The 19824-nt window shown below is 71.7% G+C and carries 18 protein-coding genes; 8 read left to right on the top strand and 10 right to left on the bottom strand.

What is annotated here, in order from left to right; translation table 11 throughout:
• The first annotated feature begins 35 nt into the window (after positions 1-35).
• Positions 36-833 carry a glucose 1-dehydrogenase gene (locus tag JN22_RS02465; protein WP_085552372.1) on the top strand — a complete coding sequence of 266 codons (798 nt, stop codon included), beginning with the start codon at positions 36-38 and terminating at the stop codon, positions 831-833.
• 12 nt (positions 834-845) lie between these two features.
• On the opposite strand, the gene JN22_RS02460 is transcribed toward JN22_RS02465, so the two are convergent.
• A complete protein-coding gene (locus tag JN22_RS02460) occupies positions 846-1946 on the bottom strand; it encodes a lytic transglycosylase domain-containing protein (protein WP_223677528.1) in 1101 nt (366 codons plus the stop codon).
• 116 nt (positions 1947-2062) lie between these two features.
• Positions 2063-2449, bottom strand: coding sequence for a hypothetical protein (locus tag JN22_RS02455; protein WP_085552370.1), 387 nt, complete (start codon positions 2447-2449; stop codon positions 2063-2065).
• 172 nt (positions 2450-2621) lie between these two features.
• Here JN22_RS02455 and JN22_RS02450 point away from each other — a divergent pair, with 172 nt between their 5' ends.
• Positions 2622-3674, top strand: coding sequence for a hypothetical protein (locus tag JN22_RS02450; protein ID WP_085552369.1), 1053 nt, complete (start codon positions 2622-2624; stop codon positions 3672-3674).
• A 3-nt stretch (positions 3675-3677) separates the two neighbouring features.
• Here the strand turns inward: JN22_RS02450 and JN22_RS02445 are convergent, their stop codons facing one another.
• From JN22_RS02445 to JN22_RS02435, 3 genes are all read right to left on the bottom strand, one after another.
• On the bottom strand, positions 3678-4841 hold the full coding sequence (locus tag JN22_RS02445; RefSeq protein WP_085552368.1) for a PQQ-dependent sugar dehydrogenase: 1164 nt from the start codon (positions 4839-4841) through the stop codon (positions 3678-3680).
• A 64-nt stretch (positions 4842-4905) separates the two neighbouring features.
• Positions 4906-5901, bottom strand: a complete 996-nt coding sequence (locus JN22_RS02440) for an LLM class flavin-dependent oxidoreductase (RefSeq protein WP_085552367.1) — start codon at positions 5899-5901, stop codon at positions 4906-4908.
• A 124-nt stretch (positions 5902-6025) separates the two neighbouring features.
• The gene (locus JN22_RS02435; protein ID WP_085552366.1) at positions 6026-6508 is read right to left on the bottom strand and encodes an Lrp/AsnC family transcriptional regulator; all 483 of its coding nucleotides are present in this window, start codon (positions 6506-6508) and stop codon (positions 6026-6028) included.
• A gap of 152 nt (positions 6509-6660) precedes the next feature.
• On the opposite strand from JN22_RS02435, the gene JN22_RS02430 reads away from it, so the two are divergent.
• On the top strand, positions 6661-9099 hold the full coding sequence (locus JN22_RS02430; RefSeq protein WP_085552365.1) for a transketolase: 2439 nt from the start codon (positions 6661-6663) through the stop codon (positions 9097-9099).
• A gap of 33 nt (positions 9100-9132) precedes the next feature.
• Here the strand turns inward: JN22_RS02430 and JN22_RS02425 are convergent, their stop codons facing one another.
• Both JN22_RS02425 and norR read right to left on the bottom strand, forming a co-directional pair.
• Positions 9133-9327, bottom strand: coding sequence for a hypothetical protein (locus JN22_RS02425; protein ID WP_085552364.1), 195 nt, complete (start codon positions 9325-9327; stop codon positions 9133-9135).
• A 70-nt stretch (positions 9328-9397) separates the two neighbouring features.
• Positions 9398-10981: a nitric oxide reductase transcriptional regulator NorR gene (gene norR / locus JN22_RS02420; RefSeq protein ID WP_085552363.1), complete on the bottom strand. Its 1584-nt coding sequence runs from the start codon at positions 10979-10981 to the stop codon at positions 9398-9400.
• 132 nt (positions 10982-11113) lie between these two features.
• On the opposite strand from norR, the gene hmpA reads away from it, so the two are divergent.
• A complete protein-coding gene (gene hmpA, locus JN22_RS02415; RefSeq protein ID WP_085552362.1) occupies positions 11114-12289 on the top strand; it encodes an NO-inducible flavohemoprotein in 1176 nt (391 codons plus the stop codon).
• A 32-nt stretch (positions 12290-12321) separates the two neighbouring features.
• Complete coding sequence (locus JN22_RS02410) at positions 12322-12741, top strand: hemerythrin domain-containing protein (protein WP_085552361.1); 420 nt, start codon at positions 12322-12324, stop codon at positions 12739-12741.
• A gap of 25 nt (positions 12742-12766) precedes the next feature.
• On the opposite strand, the gene JN22_RS02405 is transcribed toward JN22_RS02410, so the two are convergent.
• The gene (locus tag JN22_RS02405; RefSeq protein WP_085552360.1) at positions 12767-14461 is read right to left on the bottom strand and encodes a Na/Pi cotransporter family protein; all 1695 of its coding nucleotides are present in this window, start codon (positions 14459-14461) and stop codon (positions 12767-12769) included.
• 223 nt (positions 14462-14684) lie between these two features.
• Between JN22_RS02405 and JN22_RS02400 the strand changes: the two genes are divergently transcribed.
• The 3 genes from JN22_RS02400 (at position 14685) to JN22_RS02390 (ending at position 17759) form a co-directional block, all read left to right on the top strand.
• Entirely contained in the window at positions 14685-15770 is a 1086-nt protein-coding gene (locus tag JN22_RS02400; protein ID WP_223677527.1) for a hypothetical protein, read from the top strand.
• A gap of 220 nt (positions 15771-15990) precedes the next feature.
• Positions 15991-16326 carry an acyl carrier protein gene (locus JN22_RS02395; protein ID WP_085552358.1) on the top strand — a complete coding sequence of 112 codons (336 nt, stop codon included), beginning with the start codon at positions 15991-15993 and terminating at the stop codon, positions 16324-16326.
• A 68-nt stretch (positions 16327-16394) separates the two neighbouring features.
• Entirely contained in the window at positions 16395-17759 is a 1365-nt protein-coding gene (locus tag JN22_RS02390; protein ID WP_085552357.1) for a GH1 family beta-glucosidase, read from the top strand.
• Here the strand turns inward: JN22_RS02390 and JN22_RS02385 are convergent.
• Positions 17734-19044, bottom strand: a complete 1311-nt coding sequence (locus JN22_RS02385) for a methyl-accepting chemotaxis protein (RefSeq protein WP_085552356.1) — start codon at positions 19042-19044, stop codon at positions 17734-17736. The two genes, JN22_RS02390 and JN22_RS02385, sit on opposite strands and share 26 nt — an antisense overlap.
• A complete protein-coding gene (locus JN22_RS02380; protein WP_085552355.1) occupies positions 19019-19543 on the bottom strand; it encodes a PAS domain-containing protein in 525 nt (174 codons plus the stop codon). The genes JN22_RS02385 and JN22_RS02380 overlap by 26 nt, the downstream gene beginning before the upstream one ends.
• Positions 19544-19824: the final 281 nt, after the last annotated feature.

Genomic DNA, 19824 nt, shown 5'->3' with positions numbered 1-19824 from the left:
TTCTGCCAAGCGTGGCCGGCGGTGGAGGATGGGCGATGGAATGCAGGCTCGACGGGCAGGTGGCGCTGGTCACTGGCGCCAGTTCCGGCCTGGGCGAGGCCATCGCCCGGCTGTTCGCCGGGGCGGGCGCCGCCGTGGTCGTAAACTACCATTCCGGGGCCGGGCGGGCCGCCGATCTGGTCCGCCGGATCGAGGAGGATGGCGGCCGGGCCGTCGCCATCGGCGGCGACGTGGCGGACGAGGCGGCGGTGGAGCGGCTGTTCGACGGGGCCGTCGCCGCCTTCGGCGCGGTGGACATCCTCGTTGCCAACTCCGGCCTTCAGAAGGACGCCCCCATCGGGTCGATGGCGCTGTCCGACTGGCAAAAGGTGATCGACGTCAACCTGACCGGCCAGTTCCTCTGCGCCCGCGCCGCGATCCGCCGCTTCCGCGCCCAGGGCGACCGCGGCGTGTCGCGGGCCATCGGCAAGATTTTGTGCATGAGCTCGGTCCACGAGACCATCCCCTGGGCCGGGCACGTCAACTACGCGGCGTCCAAGGGCGGCGTCGCCCTGCTGATGCGCAGCCTCGCGCAGGAGGTCGCGGGCGAGCGCATCCGGGTCAACGGCCTCGCCCCCGGCGCCATCCGCACGCCGATCAACGAGAAGGCGACGACCGGGGCGGCGGAGGAGAAGCTTCTCGGCCTCATCCCCTACGGCCGGGTCGGCGAACCGCTGGACGTGGCGCGGGCGGCGCTGTTCCTGGCGTCGGACATGGCGGACTATCTGGTCGGCGCGACGCTGACGGTCGACGGCGGGATGACGCTCTACCCCGCCTTCCGCGACAACGGCTGAGCGCCCGTCCTTCTATGCCCCCGGCGCCACCACGAAGCAGGCCATGCCGAGCCCGACCAGGCCGTTGCAGGCGCTGGCCGCGTCCTGCTGGGTCAGGCCGGTCAGGCGGGCGCGGTAGAGCGGCCCGCCCTGGGTGTCCACCGGCTGGACGATCTTCTGGGTGCGCGCCAGGGCGCCGGGCATCGAGCGGCGGGCACGGTCGATCACCCGCGTGCTGTCCTCCGGCGACTTGAAGGCGCCGAGCTGGACCGTCCAGCCCCCGCCGCCGGAACCACCGCCCATCGACGGCGGCGTCGGGCGGGCGTTGGGCAGCGCCGTGTCGGGAGCCACCACCCGCACCGGGCCGGACTGCGCGGCGATCGGAGCGGGCAGGGCGGCCACCGCGATGGGTTGCCGCGACGACGCCGGAGGCGGCGCGTAGGAGGGCGCCGGCGGCGTGTAGGCCGGAGCCGCAGGCGGCGTGTAGGAGGGCGCCGGAGGCGGCGTGTAGGCCGGCGGGCTGTAGGAGGACACCGCGTAGGGCGGCGGGGCGGTGCCGCTGTCGCTGCTCTGGGGAACGCCGCCCTGGGGGGCGCTGACCAGCACGATGTCGGCGCCGGTCGGCGACGGGGTGCGGTTCAGGCGCGGGCCGACAGAGGCGATGTATCGCTTCGTCTCGCCGGGCAGGCTGCGCTTGCCGGCCAGATAGTCGCCGTAGCAGCCCGGCCCGCAATTGTAGGCGCCAAGGAAGCCCGGCGCGCCGAACAGGTTGTACATCTCGCGCAGATAGGCGGTGCCGGCGATGATGTTGTCGTGCGGGTCGTAGGGGTCGGAGCCGAGGTCGTGCTTGCGGCGCAGTTCCTCGTAGGTCGCGGGCATCACCTGCATCAGGCCCATGGCGCCGGCCTTGCTGACGATGGGGCGGCCGTTCACCATGGTGCGCCCGCCGCTCTCCTGGCGGATGACCTCGCGGATCCACAGTTCGGGCATGTCGAAGCGCTTGGAGGCTTCCGACACATAGGCGTCGATCTCGGCCGGGGTGGCGGTCCGCGAACCGCCGCTGCCGCCACCGCTGGCGCAGGCGGAGAGGACCGACAGAACGGCACAGGCCAGCAGTGGCTTCACGCGACGCATGGGGCCCCTCATGTCTTTGCAACCACCCTCTCAATTTGGAGGGGGGACGATTGCACATTCGGGATGGCCGGTAAACCACCGGGACTGTGACCTTCGCTCAAGGATGGGGGAGAGGCCTAGCGGTCGGCCGGAGGGTCGAGGTCCAGCTCGCGCAACAGCCGCTCCTTCGCCGTCGATCCGCTGGAGACCGGGGCCGGGCGGCGACGCCGCAGGACACCGAGCAGCCTGGCCGGACGCTCCGCCGATTCCCGGCGGGCGGCGCGCTCGGCCGCGCGCCGGGCGATGACGGCGGCGCGCTCGGCCAGCGGCAGCCGCAGCCGGTCGGGCAGCGCCTTGAAAGCAAGGTCGGCGCGCTGGAGGTCGACCGGCGCCTCGGTGGAGCGGGCGATGCGCAGGGCGATGCGGAACAGGTCGAGCTCCCACGCGTCGGCGGGCGCGTGCGGCAGCGTTTCGGCCGCCCGCAGCAGCGCGTCGAGTCCCTTGCCGTCCTGTTCCCCGTTCATCCCGCGCCTTCGCGTCCCGTGGTTCCCCAGGCCGCACTATAAAGCCGGTTGCGAGGCGTCGCGGGTGTGTCAAATCATCCGGGGAGATCTGCCCCGCCGGCGCGCAGATGGCGGTCGACAGGGCGCCCCGCCGCTCCTATGGTCGCCGGAAACGAGCGCGCGGGGGTCCATCATGGCGACGAAACGGAAAGACGGGGCGAACGGCAAGGAAGGCGGACGGGGCGGCTCCTTCGCCGGGACGCCGGCCGACCGGCTGATCCGGCTGTGGCGCGCCAACGACCAGCGCTTCGGCGTGCTGCTCGACGAGATTCTCGATTCGGGCCGCCAGCCGGTGATCGAGGCCGCCATCGCCAAGCTGCGCGAGGACGAATCCTACGCCTTCATCGACGAGGTCGACGCCTTCTCCGAGACGCTCCAGCGCACCGACAGCTACGGCGACCCGTCGACGGTGACGCTGTTCTGGCTGGCGGTGGAGGTCGAGGGCGACCTGACCGAGCCGCCGCCGGTCGAGGTCATCGAGCGCGGCCTCGATTCCTCCGGCCTGCTGGAGACCGCCGCCGACACGAGGCTGCTGCCGCTGTGGCTGGATCCGGAACCGCTGGCCTATCTGGAGGCCGCCGACCGCCGGACCCTGCTGCACCGGCTGCTGGAATCGACCGAACAGGCCGAGGCCTTCGTCCGCAAGCAGGATCTGCTGGCGCCCGCCCAGCCCGACGCCGAGCAGCCCGGCCCGCGTTTCGTCGCCGTGGTCGGTCTGGTCGAGGAGAGCGACGACGCCATCGCCGCCGCCAACGACGCGCAGCCCGACCCGCTGAAGCTCGGCATCGGCGACGCCGACGAGCCGGAGATCGACCCGGCCGAGGAGCTTCGCATCAAGGAGGCGATGGCCGTCTTCTCGGACGCGGTGAAGGCCGCCGATCCGCGCGTGCGCCGCTGCGAGCCGATCGGCGGCCTGACCGACCTGCTCGACTTCACCGCCGACGAGGCGTGGCAGGGCGACGGCGCGCTGGACGAGGTGGCCGACTTCCTCGACGTCGCCAGCAACGAGACCGTCGATGGCGTCGTCGACGCCAGCGTGTCCGACACGGTCGCCGGCCTGCACGTCCGCGCCTTCGATTCCGAGGGGCGGCTGCTCGACGACCGGCTGTTCTCGCTGGAGGAAGGCCAGACGGCGGAGGCCATGGCCCTGCTGAAGCGGCGCTGCCGCCGCGTCACCACCGGCTGACGGTCACGGCTTGGCGGCGGCGACGCGCAGGATCTCGCCGCGCCTCTCGTCGGTCAGCAGGTAGAGCGCGCCGTCCGGTCCCTGCCGGACGTCGCGGATGCGCTTGCCGAGCGACCGGAGCAGCCGCTCCTCGTGCGTCACCCGCGTGCCGTCCAGTTCCAACCGCACCAGCTCCTGGGAGGCCAGCCCGCCGTTGAACAGGCTGCCCTTCCAGCCCGGAACGGCGTCGGCCGTGTAGAAGGCCATGCCCGAGGCGCCGATCACCGGCGTCCACTGATAGCGGGGATCCTCCATGCCGGGGGCGCTCTTCTTTCCGGTGCCGACCGGGGTGCCGTTGTAGTTCACGCCGTTCGACACCTCCGGCCAGCCGTAATTCTTCCCGGCCTCCGGCACGTTGATCTCGTCACCGCCACGCGGACCGTGCTCGTTCAGCCACAGCGCGCCGGTCTGCGGGTGAAGGGCGGCGCCCTGGGCGTTGCGGTGGCCGTAGGACCAGATCTCCGGCAAGGCGCCCGGACGGTTCACGAAGGGGTTGTCGGCCGGGACGCTGCCGTCGCGGTTGACGCGGATGAGCTTGCCGAGATGCGAGTTCAGATCCTGCGCCTGGGTGCGGAACCGCTCCTCGGAGCGCTCGCCGAGCGTGATGTAGAGATGGCCGGCGCGGTCGAAGACCAGCCGCGACCCGTAATGCTTGGTGCTGTCCACCTTGGGCTTCTGCGAGAAGATCACCCGGACACTCTCCAGCGACCGGCCGTCCGCGCTGAGCGCGCCGCGCGCGACGGCGGTGGAGTTGCCGCCCGGACCGGGTTCGGAGAAGCTGAGATAGACGAGGCGGTTGCCGGCGAAATCCGGGTCGAGCGCCACGTCGAGCAGCCCGCCCTGGCCGCGGTCGTCCACCTTCGGCACCCCGCGCAGGGGCTCGGAGCGCGTGCCGTCGGCGCCGACGACGCGCAGGTTGCCCTCCTTCTCCGTCACCAGCATCCGCCCGTCGGGCAGGAAGGCCAGCCCCCAGGGGTGCCGCAGCCCTTCGGCGACCGTCGTGACCTGAACGGTCGCCTTTTCCGTCCGGAAGGTCTGGTCGACCGCCGCGGCCGGGCCGGCGGCGAGGGACAGGCCGAGGACGGTCAGGGCGGTCGTGAGGGCGGCGGTTCGGGCGATGCGGCGCATGCGGGTCCTCCCAGGGTTCTTCCTCCAAGCCTAGGTGGGGGCATGCGCGCGCCTGACAAGAGCCTCAGCCGGCCAGCCGTCCCATCACCCCGGCGCCGATCTCGAAGGAGCGCAGCCGGGCGGCGTGGTCGAAGATCTGGCCGGCGAGGATCAGCTCGTCGGGCTGGGTGACGCGGATGATCTCGGCCAGACGCGCCGCCACCGTGTCCGGCGAGCCGACGGCGGAGACGGCGAGCGCCCGCTCGACCATCGCCTGCTCGCCCGGCCCCCAGAAGGCGTCGATGTCGTCGATGGGGGCGGGCAGCGGCCCCGGCGTGCCGCGCCGCAGCTTGGCGAACTGCTGCTGGGCCGAGGTGAAGATGCGCCGCCCTTCGGCGTCGCTGTCGGCGGCGAACAGGTTGACGGCGACCATCGCGTGCGGCTTGGCGAGCGCGGCCGACGGTTCGAAGCGGGCGCGGTAGATGGCCAGCGCCTCCATCAGCATGTCGGGCGCGAAATGCGACGCGAAGGCGAAGGGCAGCCCCATCATCGCGGCGAGTTGCGCGCTGAACAGGCTGGATCCCAGAAGCCAGATCGGCACGGACAGGCCGGCCCCCGGCACGGCGCGGATGCGCTGGTTGGGCTCCGCCTCCTCGAAATACATCTGGAGTTCGACGACGTCCTGCGGGAAGCGGTCGGCGCTGTCGCCCATGTCGCGGCGCAGCGCGCGGGCGGTCATCATGTCGGTTCCCGGCGCCCGGCCGAGCCCGAGGTCGATGCGCCCCGGAAACAGCGAGGCCAGCGTGCCGAACTGCTCGGCGATCACCAGCGGCGCATGGTTGGGCAGCATCACCCCGCCCGAGCCGACGCGGATGGTCGAGGTGCCGGCGGCGACGTGTCCGATAACCACGGCGGTGGCGGCGCTGGCGATGCCCGGCATGTTGTGGTGCTCGGCCAGCCAGTAACGCGTGTAGCCCCAGCGCTCGGCGTGCCGCGCGAGGTCCAGCGTGTTGCGGAAGGAATCGGCGGCCGTCGCCCCCTGGACGATCGGGCTGAGGTCGAGGACGGAATAGGGAATCATGGCGGGGTCCGCGAAATGGGGGCGTTGGGGGAGAGTTGGGAGCGGAGGGCGCCGGGGTCCACCGCCCCACCCCCTCCCGGCCCCGCAGGCCAGATCTGCGCCGCGCGCCCGGCCGGTTCCCCCTTCAATCCGTCAGATGGCCGAGCGGCAGGGCGGTGCGGTAGCGCACCTGCTTCAAGGCGAAGCCCGAGCGGATGCTGGCGACGCCGGGGATGCGGGTCAGATGATCCTTCAGGAAACGCTCGTAGCTCGCCAGATCGGGCACGACGACGCGCAGCAGGTAATCGGCGTCGCCGGTCATCAGGTAGCATTCCAGCACCTCGGGCCGCTCCATCACGGCGGCCTCGAAGGAATCGAGCCGGTCCTCGACCTGACGGTCCAGGCTGACATTCACAAAGACGTTGACCGGAAGATCGACCGAGGCCGGATCGACCAGCGCCACGTAGCGGCCGATCACCCCGGCCTCCTCCAGCGCCTTGACCCGGCGCAGGCAGGGCGAGGGCGACAGGCCGACCCGCCCGGCCAGATCGTTGTTGTGCTGGCGCCCGTCCTCCTGGAGCAGGGCGAGGATCCGGCGGTCGATCCGGTCGAGTCTGATCTTTGGCATCGGATGCCGTTTCCCCGGTTGCGGCGCAATCCGATGCTAAAGCGATCGCGGTCCTACCGCCAGTTCGCAAGCACCTGCCCGGCCGCCGATGATAGGCTTTTCCCATCATCGACCGCCCATCCCCAACGAATTCCCCACGAGAGGGTGACGCCATGACCGCGACCGTTCCGAACCGTGCCGACGACCTCGCCTGCCTGCGCGAGCTGGAGCGCAAGGTTCTCTGGCTCGCGTCCTGGACCATCCACAACGCCAACCACCTCCGCCCGAACCTGGACGGGCTGAAGATCGGCGGGCACCAGGCGTCCTCGGCCTCGCTGGCGACGATCATGACGGCGCTCTATTTCGCCGTGCTGCGCCCGGAGGACCGCGTCGCGGTGAAGCCGCACGCCAGCCCGAACTTCCACGCCATCCAATATCTGTTGGGCAACCAGACGCGGGAGAAGCTGGAGAGTTTCCGCGGCTACCAGGGCGCGCAGTCCTACCCGTCGCGCACCAAGGACATCGACGACGTCGATTTCTCCACCGGCTCGGTCGGGCTGGGGGTGGCGCAGACGCTGTTCGCCTCGCTGGCCCAGGACTATCTGAAGGCCAAGGGCTGGGCGAAGGATCTGCCCGAGGGCCGCATAGTCTCGCTGGTCGGCGACGCCGAGATGGACGAGGGCAACATCTTCGAGGCCCTGCTGGAGGGCTGGAAGCACGGGCTGCGCAACACATGGTGGATCGTCGACTACAACCGCCAGAGCCTCGACGCGGTGATCCGCGAGGGGCTGTGGGAGCGGCTGGAGAACATCTTCCGCGCCTTCGGCTGGGACGTGGTGATCCTGAAATACGGCACGCTGATGCAGGCGGCCTTCCGGGAACCGGGCGGCGAGCGGCTGCGCGAGTGGATCGACCGCTGCCCGAACCAGCTCTATTCGGCGCTGACCTACCAGGCTGCTGCCCAGGGCGGGGCGGTCTGGCGCCGCCGGCTGCTGGACGATCTCGGCGACCAGGGCCCCGTCACCCGGCTGATCGAGAGCCGCAGCGACGCGGAACTGGCGGCGCTGATGGGCAATCTTGGCGGCCACGACCTGCCGTCGCTGCTCGACGCCTTCGAGCAGGCGCGGACGCACGACCGGCCGGTCTGCTTCATCGCCTACACCGTCAAGGGCGCCGGCCTGCCGCTGGCCGGCCACAAGGACAACCATTCCGGCCTGCTGACCCCCGCCCAGATGGACGGCTTCCGCGAATCCCACGGCATCCGCCCCGGCCACGAGTGGGACCGCTTCGAGGGCACCGCCCTGCCGGCGGCGACGCTGGAGTCCTTCCTGGCGCGGGTTCCCTTCGCGCAAAAGGGCCGGCGACGCCACGCGGCGCCGCCCGTGCCGGTGCCCGCCGCCCTGGCGGTGCCGGCGCAGAAGAGCCTGTCGACCCAGGCCGCCTTCGGCCTGATCCTCAACGAGCTGGGGCGCGAGCGCTCCGACTTGGCCGAGCGCATCGTCACCACCGCCCCCGACGTGACGGTCTCCACCAACCTCGGCGCCTGGGTCAACCGGCGCGGCCTGTTCGCCAAGAGCGAGATGGCCGACCTGTTCAAGAAGGAGCGGATCCCCTCCACCTACAATTGGCAGTTCTCGCCGACGGGCCAGCACATGGAGCTGGGCATCGCCGAGTCCAACCTGTTCATCCTGCTGTCGGCGCTGGGGTTGTCGCATTCGCTGTTCGGCGAGCGGCTGCTGCCGATCGGCACCGTCTACGACCCCTTCATCATGCGCGGGGCCGACCAGCTCAACTACGCCTGCTACCAGGACGCACGCTTCCTGCTGGTGGCGACGCCGTCGGGGGTGACGCTGGCGCCGGAGGGCGGCGCCCACCAGTCGATCGCCACCCCGCTGGTCGGCATGGCGCAGGATGGGCTGGCCTATTTCGAGCCGGCCTTCGCCGACGAGCTGGCGGTGGTCATGCGCTGGGCCTTCGACTACATGCAGCGCGACGGCGCGAAGGGCGACGGTCCGGGGGAGCCGGACGAGCGCAACTGGCTGCGCGACGAGACCGGCGGCTCGGTCTATATGCGCCTGTCCTCGCGCGCGCTGGAGCAGCCGTCCCGCACCATCGACGAGGGGCTGGAGCGCGACATCGTCGACGGCGCCTACTGGCTGCGGCGGCCGGGGCCGAACGCCCAGGTGGTGGTCGCCTACACCGGCGCCGTGGCGCCCGGCGCGATCGAGGCGGTCGGCATGCTGGGCGAGGACCGGCGCGACGTCGGGCTGCTCGCCGTCACCTCCGCCGACCGGTTGCAGGCGGGGTGGAGCGCCGCGCAGCGGGCGCGTGAACGCGGCCTCGGCCACGCGCGTTCCCACATCGAGCGGCTGCTGGAGGGGGTGCCGCCGCACTGCGCGCTGGTCACGGTGGTGGACGGCCATCCGGCGACGCTGGGCTGGCTCGGCTCGGTCGCCGGGCACCGCACGCGGGCGCTGGGGGTGGAGCATTTCGGCCAGACCGGGACGATCGCCGACCTGCACCGCCATTTCGGCATCGACGCGCAGGGCATCGCGCGGGCGGCCGAGGCGCTGTCGCCGGGCCGTCCGGTGCGGCATCTGCGGGCCGTGTGAGAACGCGTCGCGGGTGGCGCGGTGTCAGCCGCGCTATCCCTCGCGATCGTCGAAGAAGCGCCCGCTCTGGTTCAGCGTCTCGGCGAAGCGTTGCGCCTGATCGCGCGAGAGCCCGTCGAAGCACAGCGCGCCGACGACGGCGCAGCCGCCCGTCGTCTGGTCGATGACCGACCAGACGTCGTCGCCGGCGTGGCAACGGGCTTCGTAGCGTTGGGTGTGAGCCTCCATGTCGTGCCCCCGTCTCCTGGATCCGTGACCCTTCTTCTACGGGCGGGGGCGGCACAGCCCTGCGTTGCGATTAAGGGGTAGTCTCTCCCCGCAATCCCAGCCGGCCGGCGAGGCGGAACAGGTTGCCGCGGTCCAGCCCCAGGGCGCGCGCCGCCTTGGCCCAGTTGCCCTCGTGGCGGTCGAGCTGCCCGCGGATCATGCGGCGCTGAAGCTCGTCCACCGCCTCGCGCAGCGGGAGGTCGGACGGCGGCGGCGGGGGAGGCGCCTGGACCGTCGGCGGGGCCTCCTCCTCGGCCAGCCCGAGGTCGGCGGCGGTCAGCGTCAGCACGCCCCCCTCGGCGGCCCGCGCGGCGCGGGCGCGGATGGCGCCCCGGCCGATGGCGTGCTCCAGCTCGCGCACGTTGCCCGGCCAGGGGTAGGTCAGCATGCGCCGCTCAGCATCCGCCGAGAGCCGCAGGTTGCGCAAGCCCAGCCGCGCCCGGTTGCGCTCCAGGAACAGGCCGGCGAGCCGCAGCGTCTCGGTCCCCCGCTCGCGCAGCGGCGGGACGTGCAGGGGGTAGACGCTGAGTCGGTGGTAGACGTCGGCGCGGAAACGGCCGTCGCGCACCTCCTGCACAAGATCGCGGTTGGTCGCGGCGACGACACGGACGTCCACCGTCAGGTGACGGTCGGACCCGACCCGCTGGATCTCGCCGTTCTGCAAGGCCCGCAGCATCTTGGCCTGGACCGCCAAGGGAAGCTCGCCGACCTCGTCGAGGAACAGGGTGCCGCCGTCGGCCAGCTCGAACTTACCGCGCCGGTCGGCGACGGCGCCGGAGAAGGCGCCGCGAACATGGCCGAACAGCTCGCTCTCCACCAGCGATTCCGGCAGCGCCGCGCAGTTGACATGCACCAGCGGCCCATGCGCCCGGCGCGAGCGGTCGTGCAGGCGGCGCGCCACCAGCTCCTTGCCGACGCCGGTCTCGCCCAGCACCAGCACCACCAGATCGCTGTCGGCGACGGTGTCGACCTCGCGCAGCAATGCCGCCATCGCCGGCCCCTCGCCGACCAGATCGGAGCCGGGGTCCGGACGCTCGTCGAACGGGCGCTCCCCGGCGAAACGCGAAAGCTCGCGGCCGGCCAGGGCGGCGCGGCGCTCCTGCGCCTCGGCGAGCGACGCCGCCAGCCGGGCGAAGCCGGCGATGCTCCCCTCCAGCCCGTCGAAACTGCCGGCGCGCAGGGCGTCGAGGGTCAACACCCCCCACGGGCGCCCGGCCACCAGCAGCGGCACCCCGACGCAGTCGTGGACGTGCAGCCGGTCGCTGTGGTCGGGGATCAGCCCGTCATAGGGATCGGGCAGCGCGGAGTCGGCCGGAAAACGCAGTGGCCGGTTGCCGGCCTCGACGATCGCCTTGAACCGGGGATGCTCGTCCAGCAGGAAGCGGCGGCCCAGCGTGTCGGGACTGAGCCCCCGCGTTGCCAGCGGCACCAGCCGGTCGCCGTCCTGGCGCAGCAGGGCGCAGGCGTCGCAAGGCAGGCGGTGGGCGAGCAGCTCCAGCAGGGCCGGCCACAGCCGCGCCGGCTCGTCCAGCCGGTCCAGCAGCTCCGCCGCCTCCCCTGTGGTCAGGGCGGCGGCCTCCGTAAGCGTCGTCGGAATGACAGCGTTGTTGTCCATTCGACATCATAACCCAGCGTGTCACTCTGACAACAGCCCCAACCAGTCCGGCGGAAAGTCGGGGCCGTCGTCCTGGCACGGGGATTGCCATTCGAATGCGACATCGTGCCGCGCGAAAGGATTGCCTCCTCCATGCTGACCCCCGCCCAGATCGCCGTCGTCAAGGCCACCGCCCCGGTCGTCGCCGCCAACGCCAACCGCATCACCGGGACCTTCTACCCGCTGATGTTCGAGCGCTTCCCCGAGGTGCGCGCCGTCTTCAACCAGAGCCACCAGCGCGGCGGCGCCCAGCCGGAGGCGCTGGCCAACGCCATCATCGCCTACGCCTCCAACATCGACCGGCTGGAGGTGCTCGGCCCGGCGGTCGAGGGCATCGTGCAGAAGCACGTCTCGCTGAACATCACCCCGGACCAGTACGAGATCGTCGGCACCTGCCTGATGGAGGCCATCGGCCGCGTGCTGGGCGACGCGGTGACGGCCGAGGTCGCCGACGCCTGGGGTGCGGCCTACTGGCAGCTCGCCCGCCTGCTGATCGCGGCGGAGGAGGCGGAATACGCCCGCAAGGCCGCGCTGACCGGCGGCTGGCGCGGCGCGCGGCGCTTCCGCATCGCCGGGAAGACCTCGGAGAGCGCGGTCATCACCTCCTTCCGGCTGGAGCCGGTGGACGGCGGGCGGGTGATGGATTTCCTGCCCGGCCAGTATCTCGGCCTCAAGCTGTCGATCGGCGGCGAGACGGTCCACCGCAACTACAGCCTGTCGGCCTCGCCGAACGGCCGCGACTACCGAATTTCGGTGAAGCGCGAGGCGCAGGGGCTGGTGTCCGGCTTCCTGCACGACCGCGCGCGGGTGGGCGACGAGCTGGAGGTCTACCCGCCGGCCGGCGAGTTCGTGCTGCGCGAGGGCGACGGCCCGCTGCTGCTGATCACCGGCGGGGTGGGGCAGACCCCGGCGCTGCCGCTGGCCGAGCAGGCGCTCGCCGCCGGCCGCAAGGTGGTCTATGTCCACGCCGCCATCAACGGCTCGGTCCACGCCTTCCGCGGCCATCTCGACGCGCTGGCGGGCCGCCACCAGGGGCTGACGACCGTCTATTGCTACGCCGAGCCGGAGACGGCCGACCAGCCGCACCTGACCGGCCTGCTCGACCGCGAGCGTCTGGCGGCGCTGCTGCCGCGGGAGCCGGGCGTCGCCGCCTATGTCGTCGGGCCGAAGCCCTTCATGACGGCGGTGATCGGGGCGCTGACCGCGCTGGGCCTGCCCGCCTCGGCGATCTTCCACGAGTTCTTCGGGCCGAAGGAAGCCATCGCCTGAGCGGAACCCCTTCAAAACGAAAGACCACGACCATGGACATGACAAGCTTCAACGACCACCACGCCGAGGTTCTGGCGCTCGCCGCCTCCGTCGAACGCCGGCTCGACCCGGCGGCGGTGGCGGCGGATCCGGCCGCCGTGTCGGGCGAGCTGGTGCGGCTGTTCGGCAAATTCTCGGTCCATCTGGCGATCGAGGACAAGGCGCTCTACCCCCGGCTGGCGCGCGGCGCCGACCCGGCGCTGCGCAGCATGGCGGTGCGCTTCCAGGAGGAGATGGGCGGGCTGACCCAGCGCTTCGACTCCTACCGCAAGGCGTGGCCGGGGCCACTGGCCATCGCCAGGGATCCCGCCCGCTTCATCGCCGAGACGCGCGCCATCCTCGCCCAGCTCAAGGCGCGGATCGGCCGCGAGGACGCCGAACTCTACCCGCTGGCGGCCAGGGCGGCGGCCTGACGCGTCGAGCAGGAAAACCGGCGGGTCAGCGCAGCGACGGCTGTCCGTGCCCGCCGTCGGTCTCCTTCAGCCGGCTGGTGCGCAGCTCGCCCGAGCGGTCGAGCACCGGGTAGGCGGTGGCGGCCAGATGGGCGTTGATGCGCCGCAGGTCGCGCAGGATGTCGATGTGCAGCGCGCTGGTCTCCAGGCTTTCGCCCCGGCCGGCGCGCAGGCGGGCGAAGTGCGCCTCGGTCGCCCGGGTCTCCAGGTCGCGCATGACCTCCTTCTCCCGCATCAGGCTGCGCGCCGCCCGCAGATCGCCCGACACGAAGACCGCCGCCGCCAGCCGCTGGGTGGACAGCAGCCGTTCCAGCATGCCGGTGATCTCCGCGGCCCCTTCCTCGGAAAAGCGCAGCTTGCGCTTGATCTTCTTCGACGCCGCATCCATCAGGCTGCGGTCGATGATGTCGCCGACATGCTCCAGATTGATGACCAGCGTCAGGATTCCGGCGGCGCGGCGGGCGTCGCGCTCGTCCATCTCATCGGGCTCGATGTGGGTCAGATACTCCTTGATCGCGCTCTGCAACCGGTCGAGCACGTCGTCCATCCGCCGGATCTCCTGGATCAGCTTGCGGTCGCCGGTGCGGAAGACGTCGAGCGCGCCGCGCAGCATCACCTCCACCGTGTCGGACATGCGCAGGGCCTCGCGCGCGGCGTTGGCGATGGCGAGGTGCGGGGCGGCGAGGGCGGCGCGGTCGAGATGCAGCGGGGCGGAAGGGTCGGCAACGCTCACCCGCTCCGGGAACAGGCGGACCAGCAGCCGGGCCAGCGCCGGCAGCGGCAGCACGAACAGCGCGGCGAGCGCCAGGTTGAACAGCAGGTGGAAGTCGGCGGCAAGCCGGCCGCCGCTGCCCGACAGCCGGGTCATCGCCGCGACGATCGGGTCGCCGGCCACCAGCACCAGCAGGCAGCCGACCGCCCGGTTCAGCAAATTGCCGACGGGAAGGCGGCGGACGGCCGGGTTGCCGTCGGGACCGCCGCCGCCCGGCCCCTCGAGGATCGGGTTGATGGCGCTGCCGAGGTTGGCCCCCGCCACCATGGCGAGGACGGCGTGCGGCGCGATCACCTGGGTGCCGGCCAGCGAGGCGATCAGCAGCACGATGGCGACGCTGGAATGGGCGGCCCAGGTCAGGACCGCCGCCAGCAGCAGGGCGATCACCGGATCGCCGGTCAGCACGGCGAGGATCTCGCGGAAGGCCGCGTCGCCGCCGACCGGCTCGATCGTCACCAACAGCAGGTGCAGCGACAGCAGCATCAGCCCCAGCCCGATCCCGACCCGCCCGAGGTCGCGGGTGCGCGTCCGCGCGCCGCGCCGGAAGGCGAGGAATCCCGCCAGCAGCAGAACCGGGGCGAGGCGCGCGGCGTCGAAGGCGAAGAGCTGGACGATCAGCGTCGTGCCGACATTCGCCCCCAGCATCGCCGCCAGCGCCGGAACCAGCGGCATCGCCCCGGTCGCGGCGAAGCCCGCCACCATCAGGCCGGTGGCCGTGCTGCTCTGCAACAGCGTGGTGACGCCCAGCCCGGCCGCCATCGCCGACCAGCGGTTGCGCAGGCCGACCGACAGGAGGTTGCGCAGGTCGCCGCCGAAGGCGCGGATCAGCCCGGACTGCACCATGTGCAGCCCCCACAGCAGAAGCACGACGTTGCCGGCAAGGGTGAGGAGAAGCTGGGTCGCCTGCATGCGCGCACTCCTTGGCCGGCACGCCCTGGCCGGCGGTCATGGTGCCGTGGTCGGATCCTCCGCGTTGGGTGGGCACCGTTCGGGATCGGTCACCCTTCAAATCATGGGCGCAGGACGCATCCACGACAATATGACGGTTGTGTTACACCCGGCCCCGCCGGGACGACGCCCGGCTGGGACGGCGGCCCGGCCGCATGCTATGCTTTCGGGCAAAGGAGCATGCATGTCGTCTGATCGTTTGATGAAGCTGGGCGCCTGGGAGCGCCCGGCCGAGATGCCCGACAGCCTTGCCGCCGAGGTCGCCGGCTGGCCGGTGATCGTCCGCGGCCCCGGCGGGGGCGGGTTCTATTCGCAACCCGGCCAGCCCTGGCTGGCACCGGAGGAGGGCTGCCTGCGCGCCGCCGACCGCTGGAACCTGGACTCCGGAGACGGCAAATCCGGGGAAGGGGAGGGCGGCGAACCCCGCTTCGCCACCGACCGGCCGCTGCCGGCGCGCGCCGGCTGGGCACTGGCCCGCCGGGAGGGCGGCGTGTGGGTGCTGCTGTCCGCCGACGCGGTCGAGCCGCGCGAGGTGCGCGAGCACCACAAGGAGCGGGCCGAGCGGCTGGTCGCCTCCCGCCGCTGGACCCGCAGCGATCTGGAGGTGATCCAGGCGCTGCTGGGCACCGACGCCACGCCGCGCGCGGCGCTGCTCGCCGCCGACCCCGCCGGGCGGGAGCGCTCGCTGCGCTCGCTGCTGGCCCTGCGGCTGGCGCTGGAGGTTCCGGCCGGCGAGGCGGCGAATCCGGAGCTGCCCGAGGCGGTCCGCTCGCTGCTGCGCGGCGGGGCCGAGGCGGTCGTCTGGCTGGACGAGGACGGCCGCGCGGTCGCCTCCGACGTGCTGGCGTGGCACGCCAGGCGCCACGCCCGCGTCGAGGCGCGCAACGACCGCCGCGCCGAGGAACGCGGACGCGGCGACGACCTCAAGCAGTCCATCGCCACGGCGGTGCGCAACGTCTTCCCGGCGATGCCAGCCGAGGTGGCGGCGTCGGCCGCCGCGCGCCTCGCCCCCAGCGTCGCCAAGCTGGGCCGCCGCCCCGGCACCCAGAACATCGTCGACGCGGTGGTCGAGATCCGGCTGGAGCGCTGGCGCCAGGCCATCGCCAGCGAGCCGGAGGTCGAGGAGCGGCTGCTGGCGATGCAGGCGCGCGGAGCCAATGGCCGCGTGCGCAAGCGCTTCCGCGACCAGCGCGCCGCCGAACGGGTGGAGCAGGAGATCCGCGACTGGCGCGGCGACCTGGAGCCGGTGTCGTCGCACCGGCTCGGCTGACCGGCCACCCGTCACCGCTCATCCACCGCGACCGACGCCGCGACCTTTCACCGCCCGCAGGGGTGGCGAAAGTGTCGCGGTTTTTTAACATTTCGGGAGCGATCCTGGGGAGGATCCTGAGTTCTTCCCGCGGTGCGCTGGTGTATAGTCCCGCCATCCGGGCTACCCCTTTCGTGTCTTCGGCGTCACCCACCCGCAAGGACCTTGAGCGAGTGTCGAGATGAGCAAATCGATCGAAGGCGTTTCCAACTGGATGAACATGTTCCGTTGGATCGTGAAACTCATCCGCGACGAGTACGGGATCGACGAGGCTCTGCTGACCCGCAACGCCACCCTGGAAACCGACATCGGCCTGACCATCGAGCAGATCGAGCAGGTGCTGGAGTACATCGGCGACAGCTTCACCCTGCGCTTCCCCGGCGGCACGCTGGATGAGCTGGTCAAGCTGGAGGAGCTGTGCCTGCTGGCGAGCTGGATGAAGGGCTATTACAAGCGCCCCGACTTCATTTCCGACGATTTCGAGGGCCGCTGCCGGGCGATCAACAGCATCGCCTGAGGCCCCCGTTTTCAGTGCCCGTTTTCAGTGCCCGTTTTCAGGCCCGGCCTTTCAGGGAAGCGACCGTCATGACCACCGGCACGTCCTACCCGCCCGGATTCGTCTGGGGCGTCTCGACCTCCGCCTACCAGATCGAGGGAGCGGCGGCCGAGGACGGGCGCGGCCCCAGCGTCTGGGACACCCGCTGCCGCACCCAGGGCGGGGTGGTGAACGGCGACAGCGGCGACGTCGCCTGCGACCATTATCACCGCTGGGAGGAGGACGTCGCCCTGATGCGGGGGCTGGGGGTGGATGCCTACCGCTTCTCCGTCTCCTGGCCGCGCGTGCTGCCGCGCGGGCGGGGCGTGGTGAACGACAAGGGCCTCGACTTCTACGACCGGCTGATCGACCGGCTGCTGGAACGCGGCATCGAGCCGTGGCTCTGCCTCTACCACTGGGACCTGCCGCAGGCGCTGCACGACCTCGGCGGCTGGTCGTCGCGCGACAGCGCCGGCTGGTACGCCGATTATGCCGCGCTCTGCGCCCGCCGCTACGGCGACCGGGTGAAGCGCTGGATCACCTTCAACGAATTCTCGGTCTTCACCCTGTTCGGCTACGCCATCCCCTGGGCCGCTCCCGGCATCGTCGACCGCACCCAGCATCTGCGCGCCATCCACCACGTCAACCTCGCCCACGGCGCCGGGGTCGAGGTGCTGCGCGATCTCGTGCCCGGCGCCTCGATCGGGGCGATCCACAACCGGCAGGTCGTGATCCCCGAGACCGACACGGCGGAGAACCGCGCGGCGGCCTCCCTGCTCGACGAGCACTGGAACCTGGTCTTCTGCGACCCGCAGATCCTCGGCCACTACCCGCCGCAGACCGCATCCCTGATCGAGCCGCATGTCCGGGCCGGCGACATGGCCCGCATCGCCCGGCCGGTCGACTGGTTCGGGCTGAACCATTACGGCCCGATCTTCGCCAAGGCCGACCCGTCGCGCATCTGGGGCTATGGCTGGGGCGACGCGCCGCCGGATTCGCCGACCCACGGCGTCGGCTGGGCGATCTTCCCCGACGCCTTCCGCGAGGAGCTGCTGACCATCCAGCGCCGCTACCGCCTGCCCATCGTGGTGACGGAGAACGGCTGCGGCGGCAGCGACGCCGTGGCGGCGGACGGCGGCGTCCACGACCCCCACCGCATCGCCTACCTGACCATCTACAACGAGGCGATGCGCGCGGCGATGAGCCAGGGCGCCGACGTGCGCGGCTATTTCGTCTGGTCGCTGCTCGACAATTTCGAATGGGGCAGCGGCTACGGCCAGCGTTTCGGAATCGTCCACGTCGATTTCCCGACGGGGACGCGGACGCCGAAGGACTCCGCCCGCTGGTACGCCGATCTGATCCGGAGGGCGCGCGGAGCCGGGGGAGCCCTCACGCCGCCCGCACCCGCGCGATGAAGGCGTCGATCTGCTCCTGAAGCTCGCGGGCCTGCTGCGACAGCTCGCCGGTCGCCGCGTTGATCTCCGACACCACGCCGTTGGTCCGCTCGGCGGCGCAGCGCACGGTGGAGATGGCGGCGATCACCATCCCGGCCCCGGCGGCGGCGTCGGAGACGTTGCCGGCGATGTCGCCGGTCACCGCGTTCTGCTGCTGCACCGCCCCGGCCACCGCGGTGGAGGTCTCCTCGATGCTGGCGATGGTGTGGCCGATGGCGCGGATCGCCTCGCCCGCCCCCTCGGCGACGCTGCGCATGCGGCGGACATGGGCACCGATGTCCTCGGTGGCCCTGGCGGTCTGGTTGGCGAGAGTCTTCACCTCGGACGCGACGACGGCGAAACCCTTGCCGGCCGGACCGGCGCGGGCCGCCTCGATGGTCGCGTTGAGGGCCAGCATGTTGGTCTTGGCGGCGATGTCCTGGATCAGCGCGATCACACCGCCGATCTGCCCGGCGGCCTCGGTCAGCTCGCGCATGGTGCGGTCGGTCCGCTCGGCCATCGTCACCGCGTCGCTGGCAACGCTGGTCGCCGCCGCCGTCTGGTGGTTGATCTCGTCGAAGGAGGCGGCGAGCTGGCCGGTCGCCGCCGCCACCGCCTGGACGTTGACCGAGGCGCGCTCCGCCCCCGCCGCCGCCGCCACGGCGTCGCGCACCGCGGCGTCGGCGTTGGTGGCGAGCTGCGCGGCGTTGGACTGCAACTGGGTCACGGCGCCCGACACGCCGAGCAGGACATGGCGGACCTTCTCCTCGGCGAAGCGGATCGCCTCGGCGTCGCGCTCCTTCATGCGGTCGAGCGACTGGCTGATGGTGGTGGCATGGCGGGCGAAATCGCCGCGCAGGCCGGTGGTCAGGATCTTGCGGTAATAGTGGCGCTCGTTCGCGCTGTGCATGGCGGCGTCGGCCTCCTTGCAGAAGGCTTCGGTCAGGTCGAGCAGCCGGTTGATGTTGCGCAGCATCCGCCCGATGTTGCCGTGCCCGCGGATGCCCATCACCCGCACCGACAGGTCGCCGCGCGCCGCCGCCTCGCAGACCGCCGCCGCCTTGTCGATGCTGGCGCCGGCCCGCTTCAGCGCGCGCAGCCCGAACAGGGACGGGACGAGGGCCGCCAGCGCCAGCCCGGCCGCCGGCCAGTCCTGCCGAACCAGCAGCAGCAGGGCGAGGGCGGCGAGGAGCAGCGTGCCGGCCCAGGCGGCGGCCCGCGCCCGCGCCACCGAGGACCAGTCAGAGACCGAGAACGAATTCGTCATAGCCCACCCCCTCCTTGTCCAGGATCCCGTCCAGCAGGAGCGCGGCGGCCGTCATCCCGGCTTCCCCGCCGCCGGCCGCGCGCTCCGCCGCCGCCAGACGGCCGTAGAGCGGCTCGATGATGCCGAGCACGGCGCGGCGCGGCACCCGGCGGTTGGAGTGGTAGCCGGCGATCGTCCCGTCGGGCGCCATGTTGGGGGTGACGTGGGCCAGCACCCAGTAATGGTCGCCGTTCTTGGCCCGGTTGTTGACGTAGGCGAAGATCTCCTGCCCGGCCCGCACCGTCTCCCACAGCCGGCGGAAGATCGTGCGCGGCATGGCCGGGTGGCGGATGATGCTGTGCGGCTTGCCGATCAGTTCCGCCTCGCCATAGCCGGCGACCTCCAGGAAAATGTCGTTCACGTAGGTCAGCCGGCCCTGGGGGTCGGTCTTGCTGACGATGATCTCGTCCGGCGAGAAGCTGCGCTCCCGGCCGGTCAGGTGGACGCCTGCGTGAGGCATGGGCGTGTCCCTTCCGCTGTCCGATGATCCTCGGCGATCACAGAGGGCGGATACAGCAGGAAGCGTGCCAAGGCCCGCCGCAGCCGCCAAGAAACGGCCGGGCTCCTGCCCTTCCGATGATTCAAGGGCTTACCCGTGGACGGCGCCGGTCATCCGGCGAAGTGCGACAAATCACACCGGCATCGTGCTGTATGGGCGTGAACACGCCGCGTTCGGCGGGTTGCCTATGTGACAAAAGGCGACGTCGACAGGTCTTGCGGTTTCTTGGCCGGTCGAACAGG

It is taken from the genome of Azospirillum agricola (assembly GCF_020005195.1).
In the GTDB taxonomy this organism is placed as follows: domain Bacteria; phylum Pseudomonadota; class Alphaproteobacteria; order Azospirillales; family Azospirillaceae; genus Azospirillum; species Azospirillum agricola.
Note: the sequence above shows the minus strand (reverse complement) of the source record. Positions and strands in the feature narration are given on the sequence as shown.

What these genes read in the sequence shown, in the direction of transcription:
- JN22_RS02380 (WP_085552355.1), bottom strand. Translation starts at nt 19,543, where the DNA reads ATGCCTCACGCAGGCGTCCACCTGACCGGCCGGGAGCGCAGCTTCTCG.
- JN22_RS02425 (WP_085552364.1), bottom strand. Translation starts at nt 9,327, where the DNA reads ATGGAGGCTCACACCCAACGCTACGAAGCCCGTTGCCACGCCGGCGAC.
- JN22_RS02445 (WP_085552368.1), bottom strand. Translation starts at nt 4,841, where the DNA reads ATGCGCCGCATCGCCCGAACCGCCGCCCTCACGACCGCCCTGACCGTC.
- norR (WP_085552363.1), bottom strand. Translation starts at nt 10,981, where the DNA reads ATGGACAACAACGCTGTCATTCCGACGACGCTTACGGAGGCCGCCGCC.
- JN22_RS02390 (WP_085552357.1), top strand. Translation starts at nt 16,395, where the DNA reads ATGACCACCGGCACGTCCTACCCGCCCGGATTCGTCTGGGGCGTCTCG.
- JN22_RS02410 (WP_085552361.1), top strand. Translation starts at nt 12,322, where the DNA reads ATGGACATGACAAGCTTCAACGACCACCACGCCGAGGTTCTGGCGCTC.
- JN22_RS02460 (WP_223677528.1), bottom strand. Translation starts at nt 1,946, where the DNA reads ATGCGTCGCGTGAAGCCACTGCTGGCCTGTGCCGTTCTGTCGGTCCTC.
- JN22_RS02435 (WP_085552366.1), bottom strand. Translation starts at nt 6,508, where the DNA reads ATGCCAAAGATCAGACTCGACCGGATCGACCGCCGGATCCTCGCCCTG.
- JN22_RS02450 (WP_085552369.1), top strand. Translation starts at nt 2,622, where the DNA reads ATGGCGACGAAACGGAAAGACGGGGCGAACGGCAAGGAAGGCGGACGG.
- JN22_RS02465 (WP_085552372.1), top strand. Translation starts at nt 36, where the DNA reads ATGGAATGCAGGCTCGACGGGCAGGTGGCGCTGGTCACTGGCGCCAGT.
- JN22_RS02455 (WP_085552370.1), bottom strand. Translation starts at nt 2,449, where the DNA reads ATGAACGGGGAACAGGACGGCAAGGGACTCGACGCGCTGCTGCGGGCG.
- JN22_RS02400 (WP_223677527.1), top strand. Translation starts at nt 14,685, where the DNA reads ATGTCGTCTGATCGTTTGATGAAGCTGGGCGCCTGGGAGCGCCCGGCC.
- JN22_RS02405 (WP_085552360.1), bottom strand. Translation starts at nt 14,461, where the DNA reads ATGCAGGCGACCCAGCTTCTCCTCACCCTTGCCGGCAACGTCGTGCTT.
- JN22_RS02440 (WP_085552367.1), bottom strand. Translation starts at nt 5,901, where the DNA reads ATGATTCCCTATTCCGTCCTCGACCTCAGCCCGATCGTCCAGGGGGCG.
- hmpA (WP_085552362.1), top strand. Translation starts at nt 11,114, where the DNA reads ATGCTGACCCCCGCCCAGATCGCCGTCGTCAAGGCCACCGCCCCGGTC.
- JN22_RS02395 (WP_085552358.1), top strand. Translation starts at nt 15,991, where the DNA reads ATGAGCAAATCGATCGAAGGCGTTTCCAACTGGATGAACATGTTCCGT.
- JN22_RS02385 (WP_085552356.1), bottom strand. Translation starts at nt 19,044, where the DNA reads ATGACGAATTCGTTCTCGGTCTCTGACTGGTCCTCGGTGGCGCGGGCG.
- JN22_RS02430 (WP_085552365.1), top strand. Translation starts at nt 6,661, where the DNA reads ATGACCGCGACCGTTCCGAACCGTGCCGACGACCTCGCCTGCCTGCGC.